This window comes from Ensifer sp. LC384 (assembly GCF_001695865.1).
Classification (GTDB): Bacteria; Pseudomonadota; Alphaproteobacteria; order Rhizobiales; family Rhizobiaceae; genus Ensifer.
In genome coordinates this window covers 1-23714 of the sequence record NZ_MBST01000028.1, presented here as the reverse complement: position 1 = coordinate 23714, position 23714 = coordinate 1, and the positions used below count along the sequence as shown (strand labels likewise).

The 23714-nt window shown below is 61.4% G+C and carries 19 protein-coding genes and 2 pseudogenes; 10 read left to right on the top strand and 11 right to left on the bottom strand.

The annotated features are described in order from the left end of the window. Positions 1 to 4 precede the first annotated feature (4 nt). The 4 genes from BC363_RS20785 to BC363_RS20765 all read left to right on the top strand — a co-directional run bounded on the left by BC363_RS20785 (position 5) and on the right by BC363_RS20765 (position 5247). Complete coding sequence (locus BC363_RS20785) at positions 5 to 835, top strand: glycerophosphodiester phosphodiesterase family protein (protein ID WP_065785315.1); 831 nt, start codon at positions 5 to 7, stop codon at positions 833 to 835. Then, entirely contained in the window at positions 832 to 1656 is an 825-nt protein-coding gene (locus BC363_RS20780) for an inositol monophosphatase (RefSeq protein WP_065785314.1), read from the top strand. Before BC363_RS20785 ends, BC363_RS20780 begins: the two co-directional genes overlap by 4 nt. Before the next feature lie 651 nt (positions 1657 to 2307). Beyond that, entirely contained in the window at positions 2308 to 2811 is a 504-nt protein-coding gene (locus tag BC363_RS20770) for an NUDIX hydrolase (protein ID WP_083223616.1), read from the top strand. Positions 2812 to 3105: 294 nt separating this feature from the next. After that, entirely contained in the window at positions 3106 to 5247 is a 2142-nt protein-coding gene (locus tag BC363_RS20765) for a TonB-dependent siderophore receptor (RefSeq protein WP_065785312.1), read from the top strand. A gap of 260 nt (positions 5248 to 5507) precedes the next feature. Here the strand turns inward: BC363_RS20765 and BC363_RS20760 are convergent, their stop codons facing one another. The 9 genes from BC363_RS20760 to BC363_RS20720 form a co-directional block, all read right to left on the bottom strand. Further along, the gene (locus BC363_RS20760) at positions 5508 to 6659 is read right to left on the bottom strand and encodes an ABC transporter substrate-binding protein (protein ID WP_065785311.1); all 1152 of its coding nucleotides are present in this window, start codon (positions 6657 to 6659) and stop codon (positions 5508 to 5510) included. 34 nt (positions 6660 to 6693) lie between these two features. After that, on the bottom strand, positions 6694 to 7140 hold the full coding sequence (locus BC363_RS20755) for an MFS transporter (protein ID WP_280137951.1): 447 nt from the start codon (positions 7138 to 7140) through the stop codon (positions 6694 to 6696). A gap of 721 nt (positions 7141 to 7861) precedes the next feature. Beyond that, complete coding sequence (locus BC363_RS20750; RefSeq protein WP_065785310.1) at positions 7862 to 9196, bottom strand: TadE/TadG family type IV pilus assembly protein; 1335 nt, start codon at positions 9194 to 9196, stop codon at positions 7862 to 7864. 353 nt (positions 9197 to 9549) lie between these two features. After that, positions 9550 to 10842: an amidohydrolase family protein gene (locus BC363_RS20745; RefSeq protein ID WP_065785309.1), complete on the bottom strand. Its 1293-nt coding sequence runs from the start codon at positions 10840 to 10842 to the stop codon at positions 9550 to 9552. Beyond that, the gene (locus BC363_RS20740; protein ID WP_065785308.1) at positions 10839 to 11780 is read right to left on the bottom strand and encodes an ABC transporter permease; all 942 of its coding nucleotides are present in this window, start codon (positions 11778 to 11780) and stop codon (positions 10839 to 10841) included. The genes BC363_RS20745 and BC363_RS20740 overlap by 4 nt, the downstream gene beginning before the upstream one ends. A gap of 1 nt (position 11781) precedes the next feature. Continuing rightward, the gene (locus BC363_RS20735; protein WP_065785307.1) at positions 11782 to 12831 is read right to left on the bottom strand and encodes an ABC transporter permease; all 1050 of its coding nucleotides are present in this window, start codon (positions 12829 to 12831) and stop codon (positions 11782 to 11784) included. Next, a complete protein-coding gene (locus tag BC363_RS20730) occupies positions 12821 to 14350 on the bottom strand; it encodes an ABC transporter ATP-binding protein (RefSeq protein WP_065785306.1) in 1530 nt (509 codons plus the stop codon). Before BC363_RS20730 ends, BC363_RS20735 begins: the two co-directional genes overlap by 11 nt. Positions 14351 to 14480: 130 nt before the next feature. Beyond that, entirely contained in the window at positions 14481 to 15506 is a 1026-nt protein-coding gene (locus BC363_RS20725; protein WP_065785305.1) for a BMP family protein, read from the bottom strand. Positions 15507 to 15790: 284 nt separating this feature from the next. After that, positions 15791 to 16594: a class I SAM-dependent methyltransferase gene (locus BC363_RS20720; protein ID WP_065785304.1), complete on the bottom strand. Its 804-nt coding sequence runs from the start codon at positions 16592 to 16594 to the stop codon at positions 15791 to 15793. Between the two features lie 106 nt (positions 16595 to 16700). On the opposite strand from BC363_RS20720, the gene BC363_RS20715 reads away from it, so the two are divergent. Genes BC363_RS20715 through BC363_RS20700 form a run of 4 tightly spaced genes read left to right on the top strand, consistent with a single transcriptional unit; the run spans position 16701 to position 20846 of the window. After that, positions 16701 to 17834, top strand: a complete 1134-nt coding sequence (locus BC363_RS20715) for an ABC transporter substrate-binding protein (protein WP_065785303.1) — start codon at positions 16701 to 16703, stop codon at positions 17832 to 17834. A 53-nt stretch (positions 17835 to 17887) separates the two neighbouring features. Further along, positions 17888 to 19033 carry an ABC transporter substrate-binding protein gene (locus tag BC363_RS20710; protein WP_065785339.1) on the top strand — a complete coding sequence of 382 codons (1146 nt, stop codon included), beginning with the start codon at positions 17888 to 17890 and terminating at the stop codon, positions 19031 to 19033. After that, complete coding sequence (locus BC363_RS20705; RefSeq protein WP_202618597.1) at positions 19033 to 20100, top strand: iron ABC transporter permease; 1068 nt, start codon at positions 19033 to 19035, stop codon at positions 20098 to 20100. The genes BC363_RS20710 and BC363_RS20705 overlap by 1 nt, the downstream gene beginning before the upstream one ends. Next, positions 20094 to 20846, top strand: coding sequence for an ABC transporter ATP-binding protein (locus BC363_RS20700; RefSeq protein ID WP_065785301.1), 753 nt, complete (start codon positions 20094 to 20096; stop codon positions 20844 to 20846). Before BC363_RS20705 ends, BC363_RS20700 begins: the two co-directional genes overlap by 7 nt. 46 nt (positions 20847 to 20892) lie before the next feature. On the opposite strand, the pseudogene BC363_RS33685 reads toward BC363_RS20700, so the two are convergent. Continuing rightward, positions 20893 to 21108: pseudogene (locus tag BC363_RS33685) on the bottom strand (transposase); the annotation flags it as partial. Further along, positions 21098 to 21286, bottom strand: a pseudogene (locus BC363_RS35550) (hypothetical protein); the annotation flags it as partial. The pseudogenes BC363_RS33685 and BC363_RS35550, both read right to left, overlap by 11 nt. Before the next feature lie 96 nt (positions 21287 to 21382). Here BC363_RS35550 and BC363_RS20695 point away from each other — a divergent pair. Then, a complete protein-coding gene (locus BC363_RS20695) occupies positions 21383 to 23275 on the top strand; it encodes an adenylate/guanylate cyclase domain-containing protein (RefSeq protein WP_065785300.1) in 1893 nt (630 codons plus the stop codon). A gap of 120 nt (positions 23276 to 23395) precedes the next feature. After that, on the top strand, positions 23396 to 23647 hold the full coding sequence (locus BC363_RS20690; protein WP_244519929.1) for a hypothetical protein: 252 nt from the start codon (positions 23396 to 23398) through the stop codon (positions 23645 to 23647). The last annotated feature ends 67 nt before the right edge of the window (positions 23648 to 23714 follow it).

The following is a 23714-nucleotide window of genomic DNA, read 5'->3' as shown; positions in this document are numbered from 1 at the left end:
CAAAATGACCCATTACAAGGACTATATCGCCGATCCCAAGCGCGCGCCCGCCATCGTCGCCCATCGCGGTGCCTGGCACGGTGCGCCGGAAAACAGTCTGGCCGCCATTGAAAAGGCGATCGCTGTTGGCGCCGACATCGTCGAGCTCGACGTACGCAAGAGCGCCGATGGCGAACTCTTCATCATGCATGACGACACGCTACTGCGGATGGCCGGTATCGACCGCGACGCCGAGACCTTCACCATCGCCGAACTGCAGGCGATCGCGCTGCGCGAGGACGACGGCGGCGCGCATCGCGAAATCACCGACCAGCGCATCCCGACCTTGACGCAGGCGCTCGAAATCATCCGCGGCCGGATCTTCGCCGATCTCGACCTCAAGGATCGCGGCCTGTTTTCGGAGGTTGCTGCCTGCGCTCGCGAGATGAATGCCGCACCCTATGTCGACCTGAAGACGCGCGTGATGACCCGCGAGGAACTTGACTGGGTCCGTGCCCAGAATATCGAAGGCGTACCGTTCATGGCGATGGCGAAATTCACGGCCCAAGGCCTGCACGAGACCATGGCGCTGCTCTCCGAAATCAAGCCATTCATGTGCGAGATGCGCTTCGACCGGCTTGAGACGATCGCCGACAACCGGCAGCTGTTCCGCGATGCCGGCATGGCGCTCTGGTCGAACACACTCGACATGGCTGCCAGCGGCGAGTGGCTAGACGAAACGGCGCTCACCGATCCGGACCGTATCTGGGGTCGCCTGATGGATGCCGGCATCAGCGTCTTCCAGACCGACGAGCCGGAAGCGCTGAAAGCCTATCTCGAGGCGCGCCGCGCATGAAACCCGTCACCAACGAACTCATGTTCGCCCTGATGGGCGACATGCGCGAAGCGGCCGGGGCCGAAATCCTGCCGCGCTTCCGCGCCATCACCGCCGACACCATCCGCGCTAAGACTGCAGCCGACGACATCGTCACGGACGCGGATATCGCCGCCGAGCGCGTGCTCAGCCAGAGGCTGGCTGAGCGCCTGCCTGGCATTGCCATCGTCGGCGAGGAGGCGGTGTCGGACGACGCCTCCATCCTCACGCGCCTGGCCGACGCCGACCTTGCGGCGGTTATCGATCCGGTCGACGGCACCTGGCATTTTGCCCATGGCGTGCCGATGTTCGGCAGTATCCTCGCCATCGTGTCCGGCGGCGAGACCATCGCCGGATTGATCCATTACCCGATCCTGGGCGATTTCCTTGTCGCCCGCCGCGGCGAGGGGGCCTGGCATGTGGCCGCAGATGGCACGAAAACGCGTCTTTCCGTCGCCGCGCCGACGCCGATCGACCAAATTCACGGTTTCATTCCGCTACATATGTTCGAGCCGGACCTGCAGGCAAAGCTGGCGCCGCGTGTGCTGCGTTTTCTGCGCACTACCACATGGCGCTGCTCGGCCTGGGAATATCGTATGCTTGCGACCGGCGCGATGGGCTTCTGTCTCAACGAGAGCCTGAAGCCGTGGGACCACGCCGCCGGCGTGCTGATCCATGCGGAAGCGGGCGGGTTTGCGGCAACCATGGCCAGAGAGACCTATCGGCCGACAATGACAGAGGGCCACCTGCTGGCGGCGCCGGACGAGGCGTCGTGGAAGGCGATAAGGGACGCGCTGTCCTAAGCTTGGCATTCGCAGAGACGGGGCAGCTTGACGGGTCCCTATCGCCTTCACCAGAGCGCGCCGCTTGGGCATCCACCGGCGGCGCATCAAGGATGTTGCCCCAAGCGACGGACCACGGAGTCCATAGTTCGATCCCGTTCAAGCCTATCACACGTATCAAACCCGCGCTGTGGACCCGCGATGAAGGCGTCGAGATCATTCTTGGCTGGACCAGACATCTCATAAAGCTTTTGGTCAGGAAACACGGCGAAGGACTGACTGATCAGGTGCTTTGCAAGGCGCGCGCAATGCCAGACGGCAATTTGGCATTGGACCAGCCGGCTAAGGCAGATGTTCTCGCGCAGTCTGAGGCACCGAAAGTCAGTGTGGTGAGCGCTTGCCCGCCACTTCGGTCATGAGCGAAGGCATTGGCATTGAGGTCTATGCGGTGAAGGCAAGACAAGGCTCTCGATCGTAAATCTTATCGTTGAGGTGTAGATCCGTCGCTTGCTTGGTTGCGGTCACCGGATCGCTCTGCTGACCAAGCGGCCAAGCCAGCCTTCGGTTTTCGCATCTCACCGCATTTTCAATCATTCATTGCAAGACGGGGTGTCGCAAAGCTGTCATAAACGCCGGCGAGCTCCTCGTCGCAATCCATCAAGGCCGTGAGAGATGGTAGACCAATTCTCGCCGGTATGCGCAGTGACCCTTCAAAGTGCCGCCGGTTGTTCGCGAGCGCGTGTCCAACAAGCAGGCGCGATCTGCTTTCGAATCTCTGCAGATAGCTCTCCTGAGGTGCTGCTTCTCGCGAGCCGCCGAAACGGCCGCTGGGGAATACCGAAAGGGCGCATCGAAACAGGAGAAACTTCCGGTGTGGCGGCTGCAAGGGAAGCGATGGAAGAGGCTGGCGTTAGAGGCCGCATATCAAACGACGCACTTGGTTCGTTCGTTTACATGAAGGATAGCAGCGATCTTACCTATCACCTCGACGTGCATTTGCTCGAGGTCCAGGAAACTCTGTTGGACTTCCCCGAGAGACGAAGCCGGAAACTGCGATGGGCCCCGCTTGAAAATGCGGTCCAGGAAGTCTCTCACCCAAAGCTTCGAGATCTGCTGCTGCTCTTGGCTGGTAACCTCGAGATAGGCTGCCTTCTCGGAGGCAATCTCTCCCCGTAATGCACACCCGATTTGATCGAGACCCGGCCTTTGGCAAAACGCGGAATTTCACGGACCGTATAACAACAGCCAAGGAATGGGGGCTTCCCGCAAGCGACGCGCGCCGACAGCGTAATTCATTGGTGCCGAATGGCAGAAACCAAGCTGCGGCTTGCGCGGATAAACGCGAGCCTTTCTTCGTGCGGGATATCTTGACAATTAGAATCAAGTTATTTAGCACCCCTGGGACCGACACATTCAGGCCTGTCTGGGGCCAAGAAATGTTTTTGGTCAATGTGTTACAGGGGGCTATGGATGATACTGCGTGTGGGGTCGCTGGCGGTTTTGCTGGCGACGGTAAGTCGTGTTGCGCTGGCGGAAGATACGACCGTGCTGGAGCGTATCGAGGTGACGGCGGGCCGTTCGACAGCGACAATAGGCAATGAACCGGAAGCCTATGCCGGCGGGCAGGTCGCCCGCGGCGGCCGTGTGGGTCTGCTCGGCAACCGCGATTTCATGGACACGCCGTTCAACATCACCAGCTACACTTCTCAGACGATCGAAAACCAGGGCGCACGGACAGTGGCCGACGTGCTGGCCAATGATCCTTCGGTCAGAAGCACCCATGCCTCCGGCGGTATGTTGGACTCCTTCTATATCAGGGGTTTCCCGCTCAATGAGGGGAACTTCGGTGAGGTGGCGTTCGACGGCGTCTACGGTGTCGCTCCGACTTACCGCCTGTTCACCGACTACGTCGAGCGTGTCGAGGTGTTCAAGGGTCCAACCGCGCTCATCTATGGTATCTCGCCGAACAGCAGCGTCGGCGGTACGATTAACATCGTGCCCAAGCGTGCGGCCGATGCCGACCTGACCCGGCTCACGACCGACTATGCGTCGGATCTCTATGGCGGTGGCCATCTTGATTTTAGCCGCCGCTTCGGTGAGGAGCGCCAACTCGGCGTCCGCTTCAACGGCAGCTATCACGGCGGCGACACCGGGATCGACAATCAGTCGCGCGACGTGGCTGTCGGGGCGCTTGCGCTCGACTATGAGGGCGAAGGGTTCAGGGCGACGCTGGACGTCATTGGCCAGCGGGAAGACTTCGACGCTCCGCAACGTCCATTCTTCCCGACCGCCGGCATCGAAATTCCGGACGCGCCGGACGGACACTCCAATGTCCAGGAGCCGTGGGAATGGTCGAAGAGCGAAGATCTGTCGTGGCTGGGGCGGGTCGAATATGACCTGAACGACAACGTTACGCTGTTCGGCGCCGTCGGCGGCGGCAACTCGCGCGTCGAGCGACTTTTCGGCACGCCCGTCATTCTTAATTCTGCCGGCGATGTCAGTATCACACCGCAAAACTTCGTTTTCGACGTTGACCGGCTGACGGCCGAGACAGGTGTTCGCGCGACTTTCGACACCGATGCGGTCGAACATACCGTCACCTTCCAGGTCAGCGGTCTGGAGCAGAGCCTCGCCCGCGGCTCGAACTCGGGAACCGCCCAGCTTAGCAATCTCTTCAATCTGCTTCCTCGCCCCAGGCAGGACGTGCCGCAACCTTCTCACGTGCCGAGGGTCTCTGAGAACGTGTTCTACGGCGTTGCGCTTTCCGACACGATGTCCATGCTCGACGAGCGCCTGCAGTTGACCGTGGGCGGACGCCTTCAGCGCATCGACACCGAAAACTACAGCGCGGCCACCGGTGCTGTCACCACTTCGTCCGATGAGGACGCGTTCACGCCTCTGGTCGGCATCGTCGTTAAGCCATGGGACAACGTCGCGCTTTACGCGAACTACGTCGAGGGTCTCAGCGTCGGCGACAGCGCCCCCACGACCGCGATCAATGCCGGCGAAACGCTCCCGCCCTACCGGTCGAAGCAGTACGAAATCGGCACCAAGGTCGATCTCGGCCGTGTGGCGGTGACGGTCAGCGCATTCCAGATCGAAAAGCCCTTCGGCCAGCTCGAGGCGAGTGGCAGCGGTCTTGTCTTCGTCGAAGGCGGTGAACAGCGCAATCGCGGCCTCGAACTCAACATCTTCGGTGAAGTGACGCCCGAGGTCCGGGTGCTCGGTGGCGTGAGCTTCATCCACGGCGAGCTGACGAAAACCAACAGTGCCGCGACCCGTGGCAATACGCCGATCGGCGTGCCGTCGGTGCAAGTCAATCTGGGCGCCGAGTGGGATACGCCGTTCATGGAAGGGCTGACGCTGACGGGCAATGTCATCCACACCGACGAGCAATACGTCAACACCGCCAACACCCAGGAAATCCCCGCGTGGACGCGGCTAGACCTCGGCGCCCGGTATCTGACGGAGATCAACGACAAGCCCGTTACGTTCCGCGCCGAAATCGAGAACGTCTTCGATCTCGATTATTGGTCCGGCGTCGCGAGCTTCGGCACGATTTCGCAGGGTGCACCGCTGACGGTCAAGGTCTCGATGACAACCGATTTCTGATGACAGCATGAGTTAACGCCGTTTCTGGTGATCACAAGGGAGGCGCGGCCAGAGGCCGGCGCCTCCCTTTTTTGGTTGGCGGAGAACCAAGTTCAAATGTCCAAGACCCCAATCGACGCTTCAATCGGGGCACCGGAGCGGAAATGCGAAGGCGTCGATCGACGAGCCTCGCCCGCTCAGAGCATACGAATGTCAGCCGCCACGTTAGCGATTTCCCTCGGACCGATCGAGAAGGACCCGGAGCAAAGCCTTCCAGTACCTTAGTCTGCACCGGCGAGGCTGATGGCATAGCCAGGCCGATAGGGAATAGGCAGGAAGCGGCGGTGATATTCGGCGAAGGTCGCATCCGGATCGAGATCGGCAAAAAGATCCGGATGGAACCATTTCGCCAGCTGCTGAACCGCGAAGAATTCATAAGGGCTGTTGTAGAACTGGTGCCAGATGCCGTGAAAGCTTCGCGTCCTCTGGGCGGCAATCCCGGTGTAGGCGTCACGGGTGGTGAACCAATCGAGTTTCTTGCGCATCTCCTGCGGATCAGCGCCCGGACCAAGCGGTATCCAGTGGCCGCCGGGCACATAGGCCTGCCAATTGGCGCTTGTGACGACCACATGCTCGGGATTGGAGGCGACGACTTGCTCAGGGTTCAGCTGCCCGAAGGTGCTCGGCAGGAAGTCGCTGCCGAGGTTATGACCACCGGCGAGCTCCACATACTTGCCGAAATTTTCTGCACCGAACGAAAGGCAGCAATCATCTGCATAGCCGCCGATGCGCTCGATAAACACCTTGGGCCGGTTTGGTTTTGCTCGGCCTATGACATCGGTCACCCGTGCCATCGCCTCGTGGCGAAATGCGATGATCTCTTCCGCGCGCGCCTCGCGCCCCAGGATCTTTCCCAGAAGACGGATCGTCGGCTCTGTGTTCTTCAGCGGGTAGTGGCGGAAGTCGATGTAGAGGACCGGGATCTTCAGCTCGGCCAGCTTCTGGATATATTCGGCGTCCTCGTTGGCTCGCATGGCTTCGAGATTGAGCAGGACCACGTCGGGCTTCTGGACGATGGTTGACTCGATGTCGATCAGTCCATTCTCTTGGCCGGGAAAGGCAGGGAGCTTTGCAAGCCCTGGAAACGCCTGAAGATATTGGTCATAAGTGGCAGGGTCGGCCTCGATCAGATCGTTGCGCCATGCGACGACGCGGGCCAACGGATCTTGCGGTTCAAGCGACGCGAGGAGATAGAGCTGCCGCCCCTCGCCGAGAAGTACGCGCTTGACCGGGACATTGACAGTCACCTCGCGGCCGGTGATGTCGGTGACGGTGGTCGGCGTTTGCGCGGCCGCCGTCGGTTCGCTCGCAACGACCGCTAACGGGCTTAACGCCACCAAGGCAAGGGCAGCGATCACGGCGCGCAGTACCATGGGTTTTCTCCTCAAGATAGTTCTCCTTTGTCGATTATGCGGGCCGATTTGAGCCATAGGCCGAGCGCCACGAGACTTGAAAGGCCGTAAAGGCCAGCAACGATGGGGAAGGCGCGATGTAGCCGGCGCAGGCCCCCTGCAGGAAGCGCAACGCCAGGATGGTCCAGACGTTCTCGGCGAAGGCGACGAGCAATTGCGTGATCGCCAGGCCGGCGAGTGCTCGCACCATCATGAGGCGATTGCCGTAGCGATCGCCTATGCGACCCCAGAACGCGCTCGTCACCGACACGCCGAGCATAGGGCAGACATAGACGCCGATGCCGGCCAAGCCGAAGACGCTGTCGGAAGGGCTTAGTTCCCGGATCTGAATCGGCCAAAACGGGCCGCTCATTTCCATTGTGCCCATGGAAATGAATTGCAGGCCGAAAAGCAGCGCGAACACCGGGCCGAAGCCGCGCAGGGCACTGATTGCACCGGTCATTGGATACTCGGGAGCCTGAAGAGGCCGCGCCCGATTAGGCAATAGCGGTCGCGTTCCAGATGCATCGGCACGACCGGGCAGGTCGGCCACGGCCATTGGAGGAGGGCCGCGCGCACCTCAATCTCCAGGGTAAGGCGGGGCCGGTGCGGCAAGCAGCAACTACGAAACCGAATCGTGATTTCTTGCTCCACGCGCCCGGCCTCGCACTGTTTAGAGAGATGCTAATAATATGAGTGTAACTATCCAGTTAGTCGCTGGTTTAGTCATAGATGATCATCCCGTCAACGGGGCTGCATAAGGAACGGCTGGAAGGCACGCGATCTTCGCGACACCGAGGTCAATTGAAGGTTCCCGCGGGATGCCGGTCTGTTCCGCCGTGAGTCGGCAGTTCGCTTTCGCCGCGCCGGCATCGCACAATGTATCGTCAGGAACCCAAGAAAAAGCCTCGGCTTCGCCGTCAATGCCGAGGTCGGAAGGCGGGCCGCCGACACGATGCTCTCTCTGGGGGAGGCGGCCGATATACAGCGCCGCGCGTCTATTTAGACGCGCAAAGGTCGCTGTAACACTTTGAGTTGCTGCATAATTTTGTCCTTAAATCGATTCCGATTTAAGGAATTATGCAGTAGAGCTGAGACTGCTTCGGCTTGATTTGTTGAGGCGCACCCAGGCGCCTGGCGACACGCGTCGCCCTGCGCTGCCCGAGCTGCCTGATTGATTTTTGTTATCTGACCAGACGGATTGCACCAGGATTGTTGATGGTGTTGTTCGCGAGCTCCGCCTTGCAATCCAGCTCGAAGCTGCTGTTGCCGATCATGGTGATCTCCTGCGCGACGATGCGCACGCATTCACCGCCGGTGGAGCCGTTGCCGGCATACTGGATCTCACGCGATGCCGGCATGTAGACGATGCCCGCAAGCGACGAGGCGCTGTTGCCGTTGATCGTCGCGGTCGCCGTATTGTTCCTGGCGGCGACGATCGAGAAACCCGCCCAGTCACCCGATAGCGATGGGCTGACCTTGAAGGTCGATCCGCCGTGAATGTCGAGCTGGGCCCCGTTCAGCAGGAAGAAGGTAACGCCTTCGCCGGCGACCACCGATTGGCTGGTGAATTTCAGACTGCCGCCGTCGATGATGTAGTACCCCGGCCGCAGAAGGACCTTGCCCTTGATCTCCAAACCGCCATAGGTCCCGGGCTTCAGTTCGACAGTATAGCCGGCAGGCGCGTTGTTCGGCGTTTTGCTCGTGCCGTTGCAATCGCCATTGCCGCCACCGCCCGCCACGAAGTTCTGTCCGCATCCGGCGAGGTTCACCCAGCTCGCCGTCGTCGGCATCTTCTTGAACCGGAATGGGTCCAGGATAGGTGGAACCCCTTCCACCGCTTTGCCGCAGGCGAGCTCGAGATGAGCCAGCGTCGCCGATACCTTGCCTGCCGCATAAAGACACTCGGCCTTCAAGGTGGCTGAACCGCTGAGATAGATCGACTGCGTATCGCTCGAATTCGAGGTGATGGTACAGCCGGACGTATCGACACTTGCACTGCCGCTCACTTCGAAGGCCCGGCTTGCGGTCGGATGGAGTGCCAGGATGCATGCTTCCCTTCCCGGCATGCGCGCGGCGACGCTTTCGCGATGGATCGTATAGGGTCGAAGGCCCCAGAAAAGCGGAGCATATTTGAGCTCATAGGTCGTCGTCGCCGTGGTCTCCGCGCCGAGTGCACCGAAAGCGACCTTGATTGCCTGGGTCGCCACCGGCGTCGAACTCCCCGCCCCGATCTCGTCGACGATGTCTGGCATGCCGAAATTGGCGAAGAAGGTATTGTTCGCCAGGTCTTTCGTCTGGGCCTCATCCTCCCCTTCACCATAGGACTTGACCGCGGAAAAAGCGGCCGCATCGAGCGCGTCCTGCATCTTGGCGGACTCGAGGTTGATGCGGGCGAGATTGATGGCAATGGAAGCGGCGGTAAACAACGGTACCATCACCAGAGCTGTCATGATGGCAAAGTTGCCGTTTTCGTCCTCAAAAATGCGGACGAGCTTGTTCTTCAGATTGCTGCGCATCTTGCTTCGCTCCCCCACAACAGATCACCACCACTTCGGAGCCACGTGGCCCCAACGCAAAAAGGCATGAGTTGGAGCTAGATGCGGCCAGTTGGCCGCGCCCCTCTCTGCGCTCCAAAACAGGGTGCTAATTTAGCCGAAAATAGTAGCGAAATGACTTACGAACTCGTTAAACTTTGTCGAAGTGGGTGCTGCGAGCGCGTTCGGCCAACGATCGGGTGTTTTCCAATGTCGGAGACGAGCCAGTGCGTCTCATTCCAACCATTCTTAGCCCGTGAAAACGGCCGCCCGCATCACTTTAAAGGTCAAGGCCGCCGATGGCGGCGCGGCCGTTCTGTTCTCGTCCAGTCCGTTCAACGCGCTTGCGGTGGCACGACGTGGCGGCGGTTGATGGTCGCCGGACGGCCCTTGATGGACAGGGCCGTATCGCGTTTTTCGCGTTCAGCCACGACTTTGCCCTTCGCGACGACACAAAGCCGCTCGGCGCGCAGGCGCACCGCCTCGATGGGGTTGCCCGCATCGAGCACGACGAGGCTTGCCGATTTGCCGACGGCCAGGCCGAGATGATCGAGTCCCATGATCTCGGCATTGACCTTGGTGACCATGTCGAAGCAGGTGCGCATGTCCGCGGGCGAGGACATCTGGGCGACGTGCAATCCCATGAAGGCGACGTCGAGCATGTCGGCTGTGCCGAGGGAGTACCAGGGATCGAGCACGCAATCCTGACCCCAGCCGGTGCGGATGCCGGCATTCAGCATCTCGGGCACTCGCGTCAGGCCACGGCGCTTGGGATAGGTGTCGTGCCGCCCCTGCAGCATGATGTTGATGAGCGGATTGGGGATCGCCGAGACACCGGCTTCCGCAATCAGCGGCAGCAGCTTCGAGACGTAGTAGTTGTCCATCGAATGCATCGAGGTGAGGTGCGAGCCAGCCACCCGGCCTTGCAGGCCGAGCCTCCGGGTCTCATAGGCAAGCTGCTCGATATGGCGCGACAGCGGGTCGTCGGTCTCGTCGCAATGCAGGTCGACCATCAGGCCGCGCTTGGCCGCGATCTCGCAAAGTTCGGTAACGGAACGCGTGCCGTCGGACATGGTCCGCTCGAAATGCGGGATGCCGCCGACGATGTCGACGCCCATGTCGAGGGCGCGGATGGTGTTTTCGCGCGCATTCGGCGAGCGATAGAGCCCGTCCTGCGGGAAAGCGACGAGCTGGAGATTGATATAGGGCGCGATCTCTTTCTTGACCTCGAGCAGCGCTTCCACCGCGAGAAGGCGGTCGTCGCAGGTATCGACATGGGTGCGGATGGCGAGGAGGCCCATCGAGACCGCCCAGTCGCAATAGGCCAGCGCGCGTTCCTTGACAGCCTCGTGGGTCAGGAGCGGCTTGAGTTCGCCCCACAGCGCGATGCCTTCGAGCAGCGTGCCCGAGGCATTGATGCGCGGCAGGCCGTAGGACAGCGTTGCGTCCATATGGAAATGCGGATCGACAAAGGGCTGGCTGACGAGGTTGCCCGAGGCATCGACGACACGACCGGCCTCGGCATCGATGCTTGGCTCGATCGCGGCGATCCTGTCGCCCTTGATGCCGATATCGGCGACGGTTCCATCGGGCAGCGTGCCGCCCTTTACGATCAGGTCGAAACTCATCTTTCGCCTTTCTGGTACGGGATCATCAAAGCTTTGGGATAGGTGGCGCGGCGTGCGACCAGGATCAGCGCCAGGATCGACAGCGCATAGGGCATCATCAGGAAAACCTGATAGGGCACGATGCCGCCCGATATCTGCTGCAGGCGAACCTGATAGGCATCGAAGGCGGCGAACAGGATGGCGCCGATCAGCGCCTTTCCTGGCCGCCAGGAGCCGAAGACGACCAGCGCGATGCAAATCCAGCCGCGCCCATTGATCATCTGGAAGAAGAACGAGTTGAAGGCCGAGGTGGTGAGAAAGGCGCCGCCGACCGCCATCAGCGCACTGCCGACGACGACGGCGCCCATGCGGATGCCGGTGACCGAAATGCCCTGCGCTTCGACCGCCGACGGGTTTTCGCCGGCAGCGCGAACGGCGAGGCCGATGGGCGTGCGATAGAGGATCCAGGCGACGGCTGCGACCGACACGAATGCGAGATAGGTCAGCGGCGTCTGGGTAAACAGCGCCTCGCCAACTACGGGAACGCTGGACAGGCCCGGGATCGGTAGGGGCTGGAACGGCTCGATCTTGGGCGGCGACGTCACCTCGGGCAGCGCAAGACGATAGGTGTAATAGGTAAGACTTGTGGCAAGCAGCGTAACGCCGATGCCGACGACGTGTTGCGAGAGGCCGAGCGGTACCGTGAGCGTGGCGTGCAGCAGGCCGAACATGGCACCGACAAGCGCAGCGACCAGCAAGCCGGCCCAAAGATCGCCGCCAGAATAGACGGTGAACCAGCCGGCGAAAGCGCCCGCCGTCATGATCCCCTCGATGCCGAGGTTGAGGACGCCCGCGCGCTCGCAGATCAACTCGCCCATGGTCGCGAAGATCAGCGGGGATGCTATGCGGATGGCGGCAACCCAGAAGGAGGCGGTGAAGAGGATTTCAAGCGCGTCCATGTCACCTCCACCTGATCCGGAATCGCGTCAGAAGAATCGCCACAACCATCGTCAGCAGCGAGGTGGCGACCATGACGTCGGCTATGTAACTCGGCACCTTGGCGGCACGGCTCATGGCATCGGCGCCGACGAAGATGCCGGCGACGAAGATGGCCGATGCGATGACGCCGAGCGGATTCAGCATGGCCAGCATGGCGACGACGATGCCGGAGTAGCCGTAGCCCGGCGACAGGTCGAGCGTCAGATTGCCCTTGAGCCCCGAGACTTCGGAAAAGCCAGCAAGGGCGGCCAATCCGCCCGAAAGCAAGGCCGTCTTCATCAGCGCGCGGTTGACCAGAATACCGACAAAACGTGCGCCCTCGGGATTGAGGCCGACGGCGCGCATCTCGTAGCCGAGAACCGTCTTTTTCATGACGACCCAGACGAGAACGGCCGAAGCAAGGGCGATGACGAAGCCGTAGTGCAGGCGCTTGCCCTGGATGAGGCGCGGCAGTTGCGCTTCGGCGATGACCTTCTGCGATTGCGGCCAGCCGAGCCCCATCGGATCCTTGAGCACACCTTCAAGCAGCATCGACACGAACAGCAGGACGATGAAGTTGAGCAGCAGCGTGGTGACCACCTCGTCGACGCCGAAGCGGGTCTTCAGCACGGCCGGGCCGAGCAGAAGCAGCGCGCCTGCGGCCATGACGGCGACCATGATCACCGGGATCAGAATGACAGAAGGTAGCGGTAGTGCGCCGGTTCCCAGCACCACGGTCACGACGCCGCCGATGTAGAGTTGGGCTTCTGCGCCGATGTTCCAGAGCTTGGCCCGAAAGGCGACGGCGATCGCCAGGCCCGTGAAGATCAGCGGCGTCGCGCGGGTCAAGGTTTCCAGCAGCGCGAACTGTGAGCCGGCCGCGCCCTTGGCCACAAGATAGAAGACGGACAGTGGCGAAGCGCCAGCGGCGAGAACCAGTATCGACGTCAACACCAGCGTGGTGGCGATGGCTGCCAGCGGAAACAGCAAGGTGACCGCCAAGGACGGTGCGGGCTTCGGCTCAAGCCGCATGATCGCTGCGCTCCCCGCTGTGGCCTGCCATCAGCTCCCCCAGTTCCCGAATGCTGCGTTCGCCGCGCGAAGACGGCGTCGACAGGCGTCCCTTGGACATGACGATGATGCGGTCGGACAATGCCAGCACTTCCTCGAGGTCTTCCGAAATCAGCAATATCGCCGCGCCCCTGTCGCGCGCTTCAAGCAGCATGCGGTGAACATAGGCGACGGCGCCGACATCGAGGCCGCGGGTCGGCTGGCTTGCAAGGATGACCGCCGGGTCGGGATCAAGGGCCCGGCCGAGGATGAGCTTCTGCATGTTGCCGCCCGAGAGCAGGCGGATGCGGGCCTCGGGCGAGGGGCATTTGACGTCGTAGTCGGCAATGAGTTTCTCGGCGAAGCGGCCGGCGGCCTTCCAGTTCAGGAAGCCCATGCGGCTGAACCGCGGGCTTCGGTAGCGTTCGGCGATGACATTTTCCGTCACGCTCATGTCGCCGATGCTGCCGATAGCGTGGCGGTCTTCCGGAATGCGGGCCACGCCATGGGCGAGCGCGGCGCGCGGCGACCAGTCGGCGACTTCCCGCCCGGCGATGGAAATGCTGCCGCCGGTTGGACGCCGGATGCCGGCGATGAGGGCAGCAAGGACAGCCTGGCCATTGCCGGCAACGCCGGCAAGGCCGGTGATTTCACCGGCTGTGAGCGTGAGCGACACCTTATCAAGGCCGGCCCCGTTATACGGCGTCGTGGAAACGCGTTCGAGCGCCAGCAGCGGTGCACCCAGTTTCACGGGGCTGACCTCCGCCGGCTTGACCTCCTGGCCAACCATGAGGGCCGCCAGTTCTTTGCGATCGGTCGCGCCTGTTTCGCGCTCGCCGACGAGCTGGCCGGAGCGCAGAACCAGCACACGATCGCTGACAGCCATCACTTCGTGCAATTTGTGGGAGATGAAGATGATCGACAGGCCTTTGGCGACGAGCAGCTTCAGCGTCCGGAACAATGCGTCGGTCTCGGCGGGGGTCAGAACGGCCGTCGGCTCGTCAAGGATCAGGATGCGGGCTTCGCGATAAAGGGCCTTCAGGATCTCGACGCGCTGGCGTTCGCCGACCGAAAGGGTGGAGACGGTGGCCGCAGGATCGACGGCGAGGCCGAAATCGGCGGACAGTTGCTCGATGCGCCGCCGCGCCTCGGCCCGGTCGAGCCGCATGCGCCAGAGGCTCTGCGTGCCAAGCGCGATGTTTTCCTGCACTGTCATGTTGTCGGCGAGGGTGAAATGCTGGTGGACCATGCCGATGCCGGCATCAAGGGCCGCGCGCGGATCTCCCGGCGGAAGCGGCTTGCCAAAGGCCTCGACAGTTCCCTCGTCAGCGACGTAGTGGCCGAAGAGAATGTTCATCAGCGTCGTCTTGCCGGCGCCGTTCTCCCCGAGAAGCGCGATGACTTCGCCCCGCTTCAGGTCGAAGGAAATGGCCTCGTTGGCCTTGAGCGGGCCGAAACGCTTGCTGATGCGGGAAAGACGAAGGACGGGATTGCTTGACACGTCGGTGACCGGAAGTGGCGTGGGGGGGGCTTCCTTTCCCGTCCAGGGAGAGAATGGTCGCTGCCGGCGAAGGGTAATCCCTCGTCCGGCACTGCCAACCACCTTTCCCATGAACGGGAGGAAGCGAGGGCTAACTCGACTTCGGCTCGGCGTCGTTGATCTCGACGGTGAACGAGCCGTCCTTGATCATCTTTTCCTTCTCCGCGACCTTGGCCTTGATGTCGTCCGGAACCTTGCTGTCGAAGGTACCGAGAGGCGCGAGCGAACAGCCGCCGTTCTTCATGAAGGAATAGACGCCGTAGTCGTCGGCCTTGAAAGTGCCGGCCTTCACTTCGGCGATCGCCTTGTCGAGCGTCGATTCGAAATGCCACAGCGCGGAGGCGACAACGGTGTCCGGATAGTCCGCCTGGGTATCGATGACATTGCCGATGGCCAGGATCTTCTTCTCCTTGGCGGCGTCGGACACGCCGAAGCGCTCGGCATACAGAAGGTCCGCACCGCCATCGATCTGGGCGAATGCGGTCTCTTTGGCCTTGGGCGGATCGAACCACGAGCCGATGAAGGCGACCTGGAACTTGGTGTCCGGGGCTACTTCCTTCACGCCGGCCATGAATGCGTTCATCAGCCGGTTGACCTCCGGGATCGGATAGCCTCCCACCATGCCGATGTTCTTGGACTTGGTCATGGCGCCGGCGACGAGGCCGGACAAATAGGATGCGTCCTGGATATAGTTGTCGAAAACCGAGAAGTTCGGTATGGCGGAATCGGGCTTGAAGCTCGAGCCCATCAGGAAGGCGACATCCGGATAGTCTTTGGCGACGGCGCGGGCGGCATCCTCGACGCCGAAGACCTCGCCCAGGATCAGCTTGTGGCCGGCCTCGCAGTATTCGCGCATGACGCGCTCGTAATCGTTGTTCGCGGTGTTTTCCGAATAGACATATTCGATGTCGCCGCGCTCCTTGGCGGCATTGGCCGCCTTATGGATACGGCTGACCCATTGCTGCTCGACCGGGACGGTATAGATGGCTGCCACCTTTATCGGGTCCGCTGCGAGCAGACTGCTCGGCAGACCCGCCGCGGCCACCACGGCGGAGGCGCCGGCAGCTTTGATCAGGGTTCTTCTGGAGATGGCGAAATTGAAGGAATTGCTATGCATTAAATTCCCCTCTGATTGATTGCGCGTTTTGGAACGCGTCTTTTTTACCACTTGGTCAATGTAGGTGAAGTTGGGGGTTGCAGCAATTGGGTGCGGTGGAAAGTTCACCGCGCTTTCAGGCCGTGGAAGCAAAACGCGGGACCACAAAGGCCGCTACTGCATGTTTCCTTAAATCCTATCCGATTTAAGGATAAAAACATGCAGCAATTCAAAGTGCTGCAGCGACCTTTGCGCGTCTGATAAGACGCGCGGCGCTGTAGTCGTGAATGCCGGGCGTGACGGCCTTACGGCTTCCTCGCGCGGATCGCATAACGATGCTGGCATTTTCTGGCCAGGCCCTTGAAGAAATTCCAGTTCCTGGCCTGCGTGCGATGGATCTCGCGGAGGTCCCTGTCGATCTCTATGTCGACGAAGCCGGCCTTGCCAAGCAGGTTGGCGACGTCATCGGCCCGCGCGCCGGCGGAGAAGTGCACACGCGAGAGAATGCTGCGATGGGTCGCCATCATCTGCAATGTTCCGGTCGGCGTTTCTGCCGTGAGGAACCCCAAGCGCTGGCCCCAGGCGCTGAGTTTCGAGAACAGCCGCTCGAGCGCACTTGTATTGACGAAGTCCCCATCGACGATCAGCACCGTGCCGCCAGGCTTCAGGACGCGCAGCCACTCCGCAAAGGCTGCGGCCGGATCGATGAGCGTCCACACCAGATGCCGGTTGACCACCACGTCGTAATGGCCATCCGGCTCCATGGTGTTTTCGGCGTCGCCGAGCCCGAAGCGGATGGCGCGACCGCGCTTGCGGGCCTTCTCGCGTGCGCGTTCGAGCATCGGTTCGGCCCAGTCGAGGCCCTGCACCCTGAAGCCGAGATCATCGAGCAGATGCGAAATGACGCCGGTGCCGCTTGCGAGGTCCAAAGCTGCACGACTGTCGCCCGGTCCCAGATGCCGCAGCAACAACCGATGCCAGGCGGCGCGCTCTTCCTCCGAGAAGATTTCGTGCCCCGGCGAAAGATCGAAGGTTGCGGCGCGCTCCGACCAGTAGGCCTTGATTTCATCCCGCAAGTTGTAGTTCTGCCGATCTAGGGTGTCGCTCATGCTGGTGCTGTTCATCTCTGTTTGGAGGCGTTCTAAAAGATAAATGTTGACTAATAAAGTCATGAAACATTAGATCGCGTCGATTTTCCCAGCGGAGCAAAAAACAATGCGGCTTTTCAACAGGGTGGCTGCGGTCGCCACGGGACTTTGCGTGCTTTTTCCCACGACATCCTTCGCTGATGTCGTCAAGTTGAAAGACGTCACCGGCCGCGATGTCGCGGTCAATGTACCGGTCGAGCATGTGATCCTCGGTGAGGGGCGCCAGATTTATTTCCTCGGCGCCCTCGACCGCGAAGAGCCGTTCAAGCGCGTCGTCGGCTGGCGGGACGACCTGGCGAAAGCCGATCCGGAAAGCTATGCCGCCTATCTCGCCGAATATCCTGACATCGCCGCGCTGCCGACCTTCGGTGGCATGAAGGATGGTACCTTCGACGTCGAGCAGGCGGTGGCGCTGAAGCCGGACGTCGTCCTGATGAACATCGACGCCAAGACGGCGACGGAGGAGGCGGGCTATATCGAGAAGCTCGCGAAGGTCGGCATCCCGCTCGTCTATGTCGATTTCCGCGAGAGGCCGATGGAAAACACCGAGCCGAGCATGCGGCTGATGGGCAAGCTGCTCGGCAAGGAAGAAAGGGCCGAGGAATTCATCAAGTTCCGCGCCGACAACATCGCCAAGGTCACCGACGTCCTGGCAAAGGCGAACCCGAAGAAGCCGCTCGTTTTCGTCGAGCGGGCCGGCGGTTATTCCGACGATTGCTGCATGTCCTTCGGCAACGAGAACTTCGGCAAGATGGTCGAATTCGCAGGTGGCGTGAACATGGCCAAGGACATCATTCCCGGCACCTTCGGCACCGTCAATCCGGAGCAGATCATCGCCTCCAATCCCGACCAGATCATCATCACCGGCGGCAACTGGCAGGGCTATGTTCCGGGCGGCAACTGGGTCGGCGTCGGCTATGGCGCTGATGTGGAAGGGGCCACGCGCAAGCTCGCGAATCTGACCACGCGTCCGGCCTTCACCGGCGTCAAGGCGGTCAAGGACGGCCAGGTCCATGCGATCTGGCACCAGTTCTACAACAATCCCTATCAGTTCGTCGCCATCCAGCAGATCGCCAAATGGCTGCACCCGGATCTCTTCGCCGACCTCGACCCGGAGGCGACGTTCAAGGAGTTGCACGAGCGCTTCCTGCCGCTGCCCTACAAGAGTGGTTACTTCGTCTCGTTGAACGTCAGCCAGTAAATGCATCGGCGGCAGGAAGGATGGGAGGCCTCCGGCGTCTCGATCGAAAGGAAATGAGAATGTCGATCTTCAGGAAAATCGCCCTGGCGATGATCGCCGCAATCGCACTGGCGGCGGTGCCGGCTAGCGCTGCCGAAATCGTCGACGTCACCGGCCGGCGGGTCGAAATTGCCTTGCCGGCCAAGCGCGTGCTGCTGGGTGAGGCGCGCCAGATTCATATGGCCGCCGCGCTGAAGGGGGAGCACGTCTTCGACACGATCGTCGGCTGGCGCGATGACCTGCTCAAGAAGGATCCGGATTCCTACGCCGCCTACCTCGAGCGGTTTCCTGCGATCGAAAAGCTGCCGCCCTTCGGCTATATCCCTTCAGGTGACTTCAGCCTCGAAGCGGCCATTGCGCTGAAACCCGATGTGCTGACGCTGAACCTCGAAGCGCAGAAGGCGGTCGATGAATCGGGCTTCATCGAAAAGGCTGCGGCCGCCGGCATTGCCGTCGTCTATCTCGATTTCCGCGTCGATCCCGCGGCCAACAGCGAGAAATCCGTCGAAATCCTCGGCCAACTCTTCGGCGCCGAAGCGAAGGCGCGTGAATTCATCGACTATCGCAGCGCCCAGATCGCTGTGGTGACGGACCGCCTGGCCAAAGCCGGCGCGATCGCGCGGCCGAAAGTTTTCATCGAGCGCTCCCCCGGCATCACCGGCGACGTTGTCTGCTGCAGAACCTTCGGACCTGCGAATTTCGGTGAGATGGTGGAAAAGGCCGGTGGCCACAATATCGGTTCCGACGTGATCAAGGGCACCTTCGGCGACCTCAATCCCGAGCAGCTCATCGTCAGCGACCCGGACCATGTCATCATCACCGGCAGCAACTGGTCGGCGGAATCCGATCTCAACCAGTTCGTCAGCGTCGGCCGCGGCGCGGATGCGGCGGCAGCACAAGAGCGATTGCGCGGTCTGATGCAGCGTCCAGGCTTCCCCGGCTTGAAGGCGGTGAAAGAGGGCGACGTGCATGCGGTCTGGCACCAATTCTACGGTGCGCCCTACGAGTTCGTTCCGATCCAGCAATTCGCCAAATGGTTCCATCCGGAGCTATTTGCCGACATCGATCCGGAGCGGACATTCCGCGAATTTCACGAGAGGTTCCTGCCGGTGACCTACCGCCCGGGCTACTTCGTCTCGCTGCCCAAGGATGGTGAATGATGGCTGCCATGACCGATGGGATTTCTGGAATCGACGGACGCGGGCGTTACCGCGCCCTCGTTCTGCGCCGTCTGGTGCTGATTTTCTGCCTGCTCGCCGCGCTCTTCGCGTCGGTCGCAGTGGACATGGCGCTTGGGCCAGCGAATTATCCCTTGCGAGACGTGCTGACCGCGCTGTTTCGGTCGGAGACGGTGAGTGACCAGCTTCGGGTGGTGATCTGGGATATTCGCATGCCGATCGCTCTGATGGCCGTGACGGTCGGCGCCTCGCTGTCGGTTGCCGGCGCGCAGATGCAGACGATTCTTGCCAATCCGCTGGCAAGCCCGTTCACGCTCGGCATTTCCGCCGCCGCCGGCTTCGGTGCCGCCCTCGGCCTCGTCGCCGGCGTCGCGATCTTTCCAGTCGCCGTCCAATACATGGTGCCGATCAATGCCTTCCTGATGGCGATGGTGGCGGCGCTCTTCATCCACTTTGCCTCCACCATGCGCGGCGTCACGGTCGAGACCATCGTCCTTCTCGGCATCGCGCTCGTGTTCACCTTCAACGCCGCGCTGTCGCTGCTCGAATATCTCGCCTCCGAGCAGGCGCTCGCGGCGGTCGTGTTCTGGACGATGGGCAGCCTCACGAAGGCTACCTGGCCGAAGGTCTGGATCACCGGCGCCGTGCTCCTTTTCGCCTTGCCGCTCTTTGCCCGGCACGCCTGGGCGCTGACCGCACTTCGGCTCGGTGACGACAAGGCGGCAAGCTTCGGCATCAATGTCCGTCGGCTGCGGCTCGAAGCCATGATGACGGTGAGCCTGCTTGCGGCGATTCCGGTCTCCTTCGTCGGCACGATCGGCTTCGTCGGCCTCGTCGGGCCCCACATCGCCCGCATGCTGGTCGGCGAGGATCAACGCTTCTTCCTGCCCGCTTCCGTGCTGTGCGGCGCGCTACTGCTTTCGGTTACCTCGGTCGTCAGCAAGATGCTGATCCCGGGCGCGGTGCTCCCGATCGGCGTCATCACCGCGCTCGTCGGCGTGCCCTTCTTCTTCGTGCTGATTTTCACCAACAGGAGGCGCGCATGGTAAGCCTGACGCTGGAAAAGGTCGGGGCGAACTACGGCCGGCGCACGGTGCTGTCGGACGTCAACACCGGCATGCTGCGGGGCGGTGGCCTGACGGCGGTGATCGGCCCGAATGCCGCCGGCAAGTCGACGCTGTTCAAGCGCATTGCGGGCCTGACGTCAGGTCCTGGCACCGTCCATTTGTCCGACGCGGCCAAAGGGCCTGAAGGCATCTGCTACATGCCGCAGGATACCGGTGCCAACGCCGTGCTCACCGTCTACGAGTCGGTGCTCCTGTCGGCCAAGCAGGGTTCCGGCTGGAAAGTGAAGGATGGCGAGCTTGCCGAAATCGACCGGGTGCTTGGCGAACTCCGGATCGCCGACCTCGCCTTTCGAGGCCTCGGCGAACTCTCCGGCGGCCAGCGTCAGTTGGTTTCCATTGCCCAAGCCCTGGTGCGCAAGCCCGAAGTTCTGTTGATGGACGAGCCGACCTCGGCGCTCGATCTCTTCCGCCAGATCGAGGTGCTCGGTTTCATGAAGCGGCTGTCGGCGCAGTCGGGCATGGCGGTGCTGATTGCGCTGCACGACCTCAACCATGCGCTGCGCTACTGCGACGACACAATTGTCATCAGCGGCGGCTCGGTTGTGGCGAGCGGCCCGACCCGTGAGGTCATCACCATGGACATGCTGCGCTCGGTCTACCGAGTCGAGGCCCGGGTCGAGGCTTGCTCGATGGGGCGTCCGGTGGTCATCGTCGACGAGTCGTTATAGCAGCAAGAAACGCATTCGAAGTGGCGGCGTTAAAGGACAAGGCACCGAGTTTTGATGATGTCTTCAAAACGTCGAGCAACCGTTGATGAACGGGCCGGAGATGCCAGGCGGCGCGGCCGACCCAATCAGCGAGTGTCGAGCGGTCGATGCCTTGCCGCTTGTAGATTTGCGCCTGTCGATACAATGGCAGGTGGTCGGCGTATTTAGAAACCAGGACCTGGGCAACGGTTGCCTCCGTTGGGATGCCGCCTTCAATCAGTCGGGTCGGAGGGCAAAAGTTTCATCGTGTTCTGATTGCCGCTCCGCGACATGGGAAGGGCTTTGATTGTCGCGAATGAGGCGCGTCTACCGCGCTGGCGTTTGGCTTCCACGGCGGAACGTCGCCGGGAGCTTTCGACATTCATCTCGAAGATCGTTGCGTGATGAACAAGTCGGTCCACCGGATGTGACCCCAGGCGGAAATTCGGCTGATAGACTCCCACAAGTGTCAGGCATACATTTGTTGCACGATATCCTTTGGATGCAGTCTGGCGCAAATGGCCGAAGAACGCGTACAGCGGCGCCTTGCCGCCATTCTTGCCGCCGACGTGGTCGGCTATAGCCGCCTTATGCAAGTGGACGAGGCCGGCACGCTGGTCAGGCTGAAAGAGCGGCGACGCGCGATACTCAGTCCGCTGGTTGGGCAGCATCAGGGCAGAATTGTCAAGGTGATGGGAGACGGGGTGCTGGTGGAGTTCGCCAGTGCCGTCAACGCCGTAGCCTGCGCCGTCGCGCTACAGCAGGCGATGGAGAGTGACAACGCGGGTTTGCCGGGAGATCGTCGAATCGTACTGCGTGTCGGCGTCAACCTCGGTGACGTCTTGGTGGAGGGGAGCGACCTCTACGGCGACGGCGTCAATATTGCCGCGCGGCTCCAGGGGTTAGCAGAACCCGGCAGCGTTTTCGTGTCAGAGACAGTGTTCAAACATGTTCGTGGCAAGGTCCAGGTCGGATTCGAGGACCTCGGCGAGCACAGCCTGAAGAACATGGCGGAGCCGGTTCGGATGTATAAAGTCTCGGGAGCTGCCGTCGACGCTGTTGTCCCCCGCACGACCGACCGGCCTTCCAAGATTTCCGTCGCCGTGCTGCCCTTCGCAAACCTCAGCGGTGATCCGGAGCAGGAATACTTCAGCGATGGCATTACCGAGGACATCATCACTGATCTTTCGAAGGCTTCTGCTGTCTCCGTCATCGCCCGGAACACCGCCTTCGCTTTCAAGGGCAAGACGGTGAACGTATCCAAGATCGCGGAACAGTTGAATGTCAGTCACGTCCTCGAGGGCAGCGTACGCAAGGCCGACGGGCGCGTACGAATCAGCGCACAGTTGATTAATGGAAAGCTAGGCGATCATGTCTGGGCGGAGCGCTACGACCGCGACCTGAAAGATATCTTCGCGCTGCAGGATGAAATCTCGCACGCAATCGTCGCGGCGCTGAAGGGCAAATTACTACCGGAGGAAAAGAAGGCGATCGAAACGCGCTCGACTCACAATCCGGAAGCCTACCAACTCTATCTCTTGGCTCGGCATTATCACAGGCAGCGGGGCGCAAGAAATCTGCAAATAGCCATCAGGTTCTGCCAACGCGCTTTGAATATCGACCCCAGTTATGCCCGCGCTTGGGCATTGGTTGCCTTATGCCAAGCCATTCTGCATTCGGGTGGAAAGTCGGAGGAGTCTGGCCTGTCCGAGGCCGAAAAGGCACTCGCGCTAGATTCAGATTTGGCTGAGGCTTATGCGGCCAAGGGGCGAGCATTAGCGGAGCTTGGCCGCTTGAACGGAGCTCTCGCCGCGCATGAGGAATCGCTCCGCCTGGAGCCCGATTCCAATGACGTGCGGCACAGTTTTGGTCGAACCTGCTTATGGCTTGGCCGTTATGAAGATGCAGTCACGCATTTCGAGCGCGCCGCGCAGCTTCTCGATACGGACTACGCTTCTCCGGGCTTTTTATCCCAAAGTTACAGGTCCCTCGGCCGACACGAAGAGGCCAAATCTTCCGCACGTTGGGAGCTGGAGCGTATCGAGAGGGAAATTTCGCTTCGACCCGACAATGCCAATGCGATGATGAGGGGCGCTATCGCGTTGGCCTATTTGGGAGAGAAGGAACGCGCGCAGGAGTGGGCGTCGCGCGCCCTGACCGTTGAACCGGACGACGACCCGATAGACCAATACAATATGGCTTGCGCCTTTGTCTATTTGAACGAGCTGGATCAGGCTGTCGACCAACTAGACTCGTGCCTCCGCAAGATGTCCCCTGAATTTGTCCTCTGGGTCAAACAGGACGGCGATCTCGTGCCGCTTCACAGCCATCCGCATTTCCAAGCGCTGATTGCGTCTGGAGAAGCAAGGCTAGCGGCGGTGCGAACCGAGCCGGCAGGCAAACAGGTCTGAGATCTACCTCAATGACTACTCTGCTCGAAACGCCGCTCTTGGAGCGTGGCATTGTCGTTTCCTATGAAACGATCCGACGTTGGAACCAAGCCGCGTTCCGGCCGCGGTCGGATCTGGGACATGTACCAGCTCTCCGATATCTCGCCGGAATTGTACCTGACGGGTATCGGCGACGTCCTGCAGCGGATCGACCGGGTTGGGTTACCGCTCGTCGCCGTCGAGCCCGGCAACGAGATCAACTGGGGCGCCTATGATGGCGACCTCGACATCCTGCCCGAGGTGAATGTCCGCACGGCCCGTTCGCTGGCGGATCCGAGCGACCCGGTTGGCCCGCGCCGCCAGATCACCCCAAAGGAGTATAGCTGGCAGTGACCTGCCACGCTTGTCGGTCGCCCGGCACAGGCGCAGAATACCGCGCCGCTGGGGCAAAGGTTTACCA

Bases quoted from the DNA above. Each gene is read 5' to 3' on its own strand.
- BC363_RS20785 (WP_065785315.1), top strand. From the start codon at position 5: ATGACCCATTACAAGGACTATATCGCCGATCCCAAGCGCGCGCCCGCC.
- BC363_RS20780 (WP_065785314.1), top strand. From the start codon at position 832: ATGAAACCCGTCACCAACGAACTCATGTTCGCCCTGATGGGCGACATG.
- BC363_RS20770 (WP_083223616.1), top strand. From the start codon at position 2,308: ATGGTAGACCAATTCTCGCCGGTATGCGCAGTGACCCTTCAAAGTGCC.
- BC363_RS20765 (WP_065785312.1), top strand. From the start codon at position 3,106: ATGATACTGCGTGTGGGGTCGCTGGCGGTTTTGCTGGCGACGGTAAGT.
- BC363_RS20760 (WP_065785311.1), bottom strand. From the start codon at position 6,659: ATGGTACTGCGCGCCGTGATCGCTGCCCTTGCCTTGGTGGCGTTAAGC.
- BC363_RS20755 (WP_280137951.1), bottom strand. From the start codon at position 7,140: ATGACCGGTGCAATCAGTGCCCTGCGCGGCTTCGGCCCGGTGTTCGCG.
- BC363_RS20750 (WP_065785310.1), bottom strand. From the start codon at position 9,196: ATGCGCAGCAATCTGAAGAACAAGCTCGTCCGCATTTTTGAGGACGAA.
- BC363_RS20745 (WP_065785309.1), bottom strand. From the start codon at position 10,842: ATGAGTTTCGACCTGATCGTAAAGGGCGGCACGCTGCCCGATGGAACC.
- BC363_RS20740 (WP_065785308.1), bottom strand. From the start codon at position 11,780: ATGGACGCGCTTGAAATCCTCTTCACCGCCTCCTTCTGGGTTGCCGCC.
- BC363_RS20735 (WP_065785307.1), bottom strand. From the start codon at position 12,831: ATGCGGCTTGAGCCGAAGCCCGCACCGTCCTTGGCGGTCACCTTGCTG.
- BC363_RS20725 (WP_065785305.1), bottom strand. From the start codon at position 15,506: ATGCATAGCAATTCCTTCAATTTCGCCATCTCCAGAAGAACCCTGATC.
- BC363_RS20720 (WP_065785304.1), bottom strand. From the start codon at position 16,594: ATGAGCGACACCCTAGATCGGCAGAACTACAACTTGCGGGATGAAATC.
- BC363_RS20715 (WP_065785303.1), top strand. From the start codon at position 16,701: ATGCGGCTTTTCAACAGGGTGGCTGCGGTCGCCACGGGACTTTGCGTG.
- BC363_RS20710 (WP_065785339.1), top strand. From the start codon at position 17,888: ATGAGAATGTCGATCTTCAGGAAAATCGCCCTGGCGATGATCGCCGCA.
- BC363_RS20705 (WP_202618597.1), top strand. From the start codon at position 19,033: ATGGCTGCCATGACCGATGGGATTTCTGGAATCGACGGACGCGGGCGT.
- BC363_RS20700 (WP_065785301.1), top strand. From the start codon at position 20,094: ATGGTAAGCCTGACGCTGGAAAAGGTCGGGGCGAACTACGGCCGGCGC.
- BC363_RS20695 (WP_065785300.1), top strand. From the start codon at position 21,383: ATGGCCGAAGAACGCGTACAGCGGCGCCTTGCCGCCATTCTTGCCGCC.
- BC363_RS20690 (WP_244519929.1), top strand. From the start codon at position 23,396: ATGTACCAGCTCTCCGATATCTCGCCGGAATTGTACCTGACGGGTATC.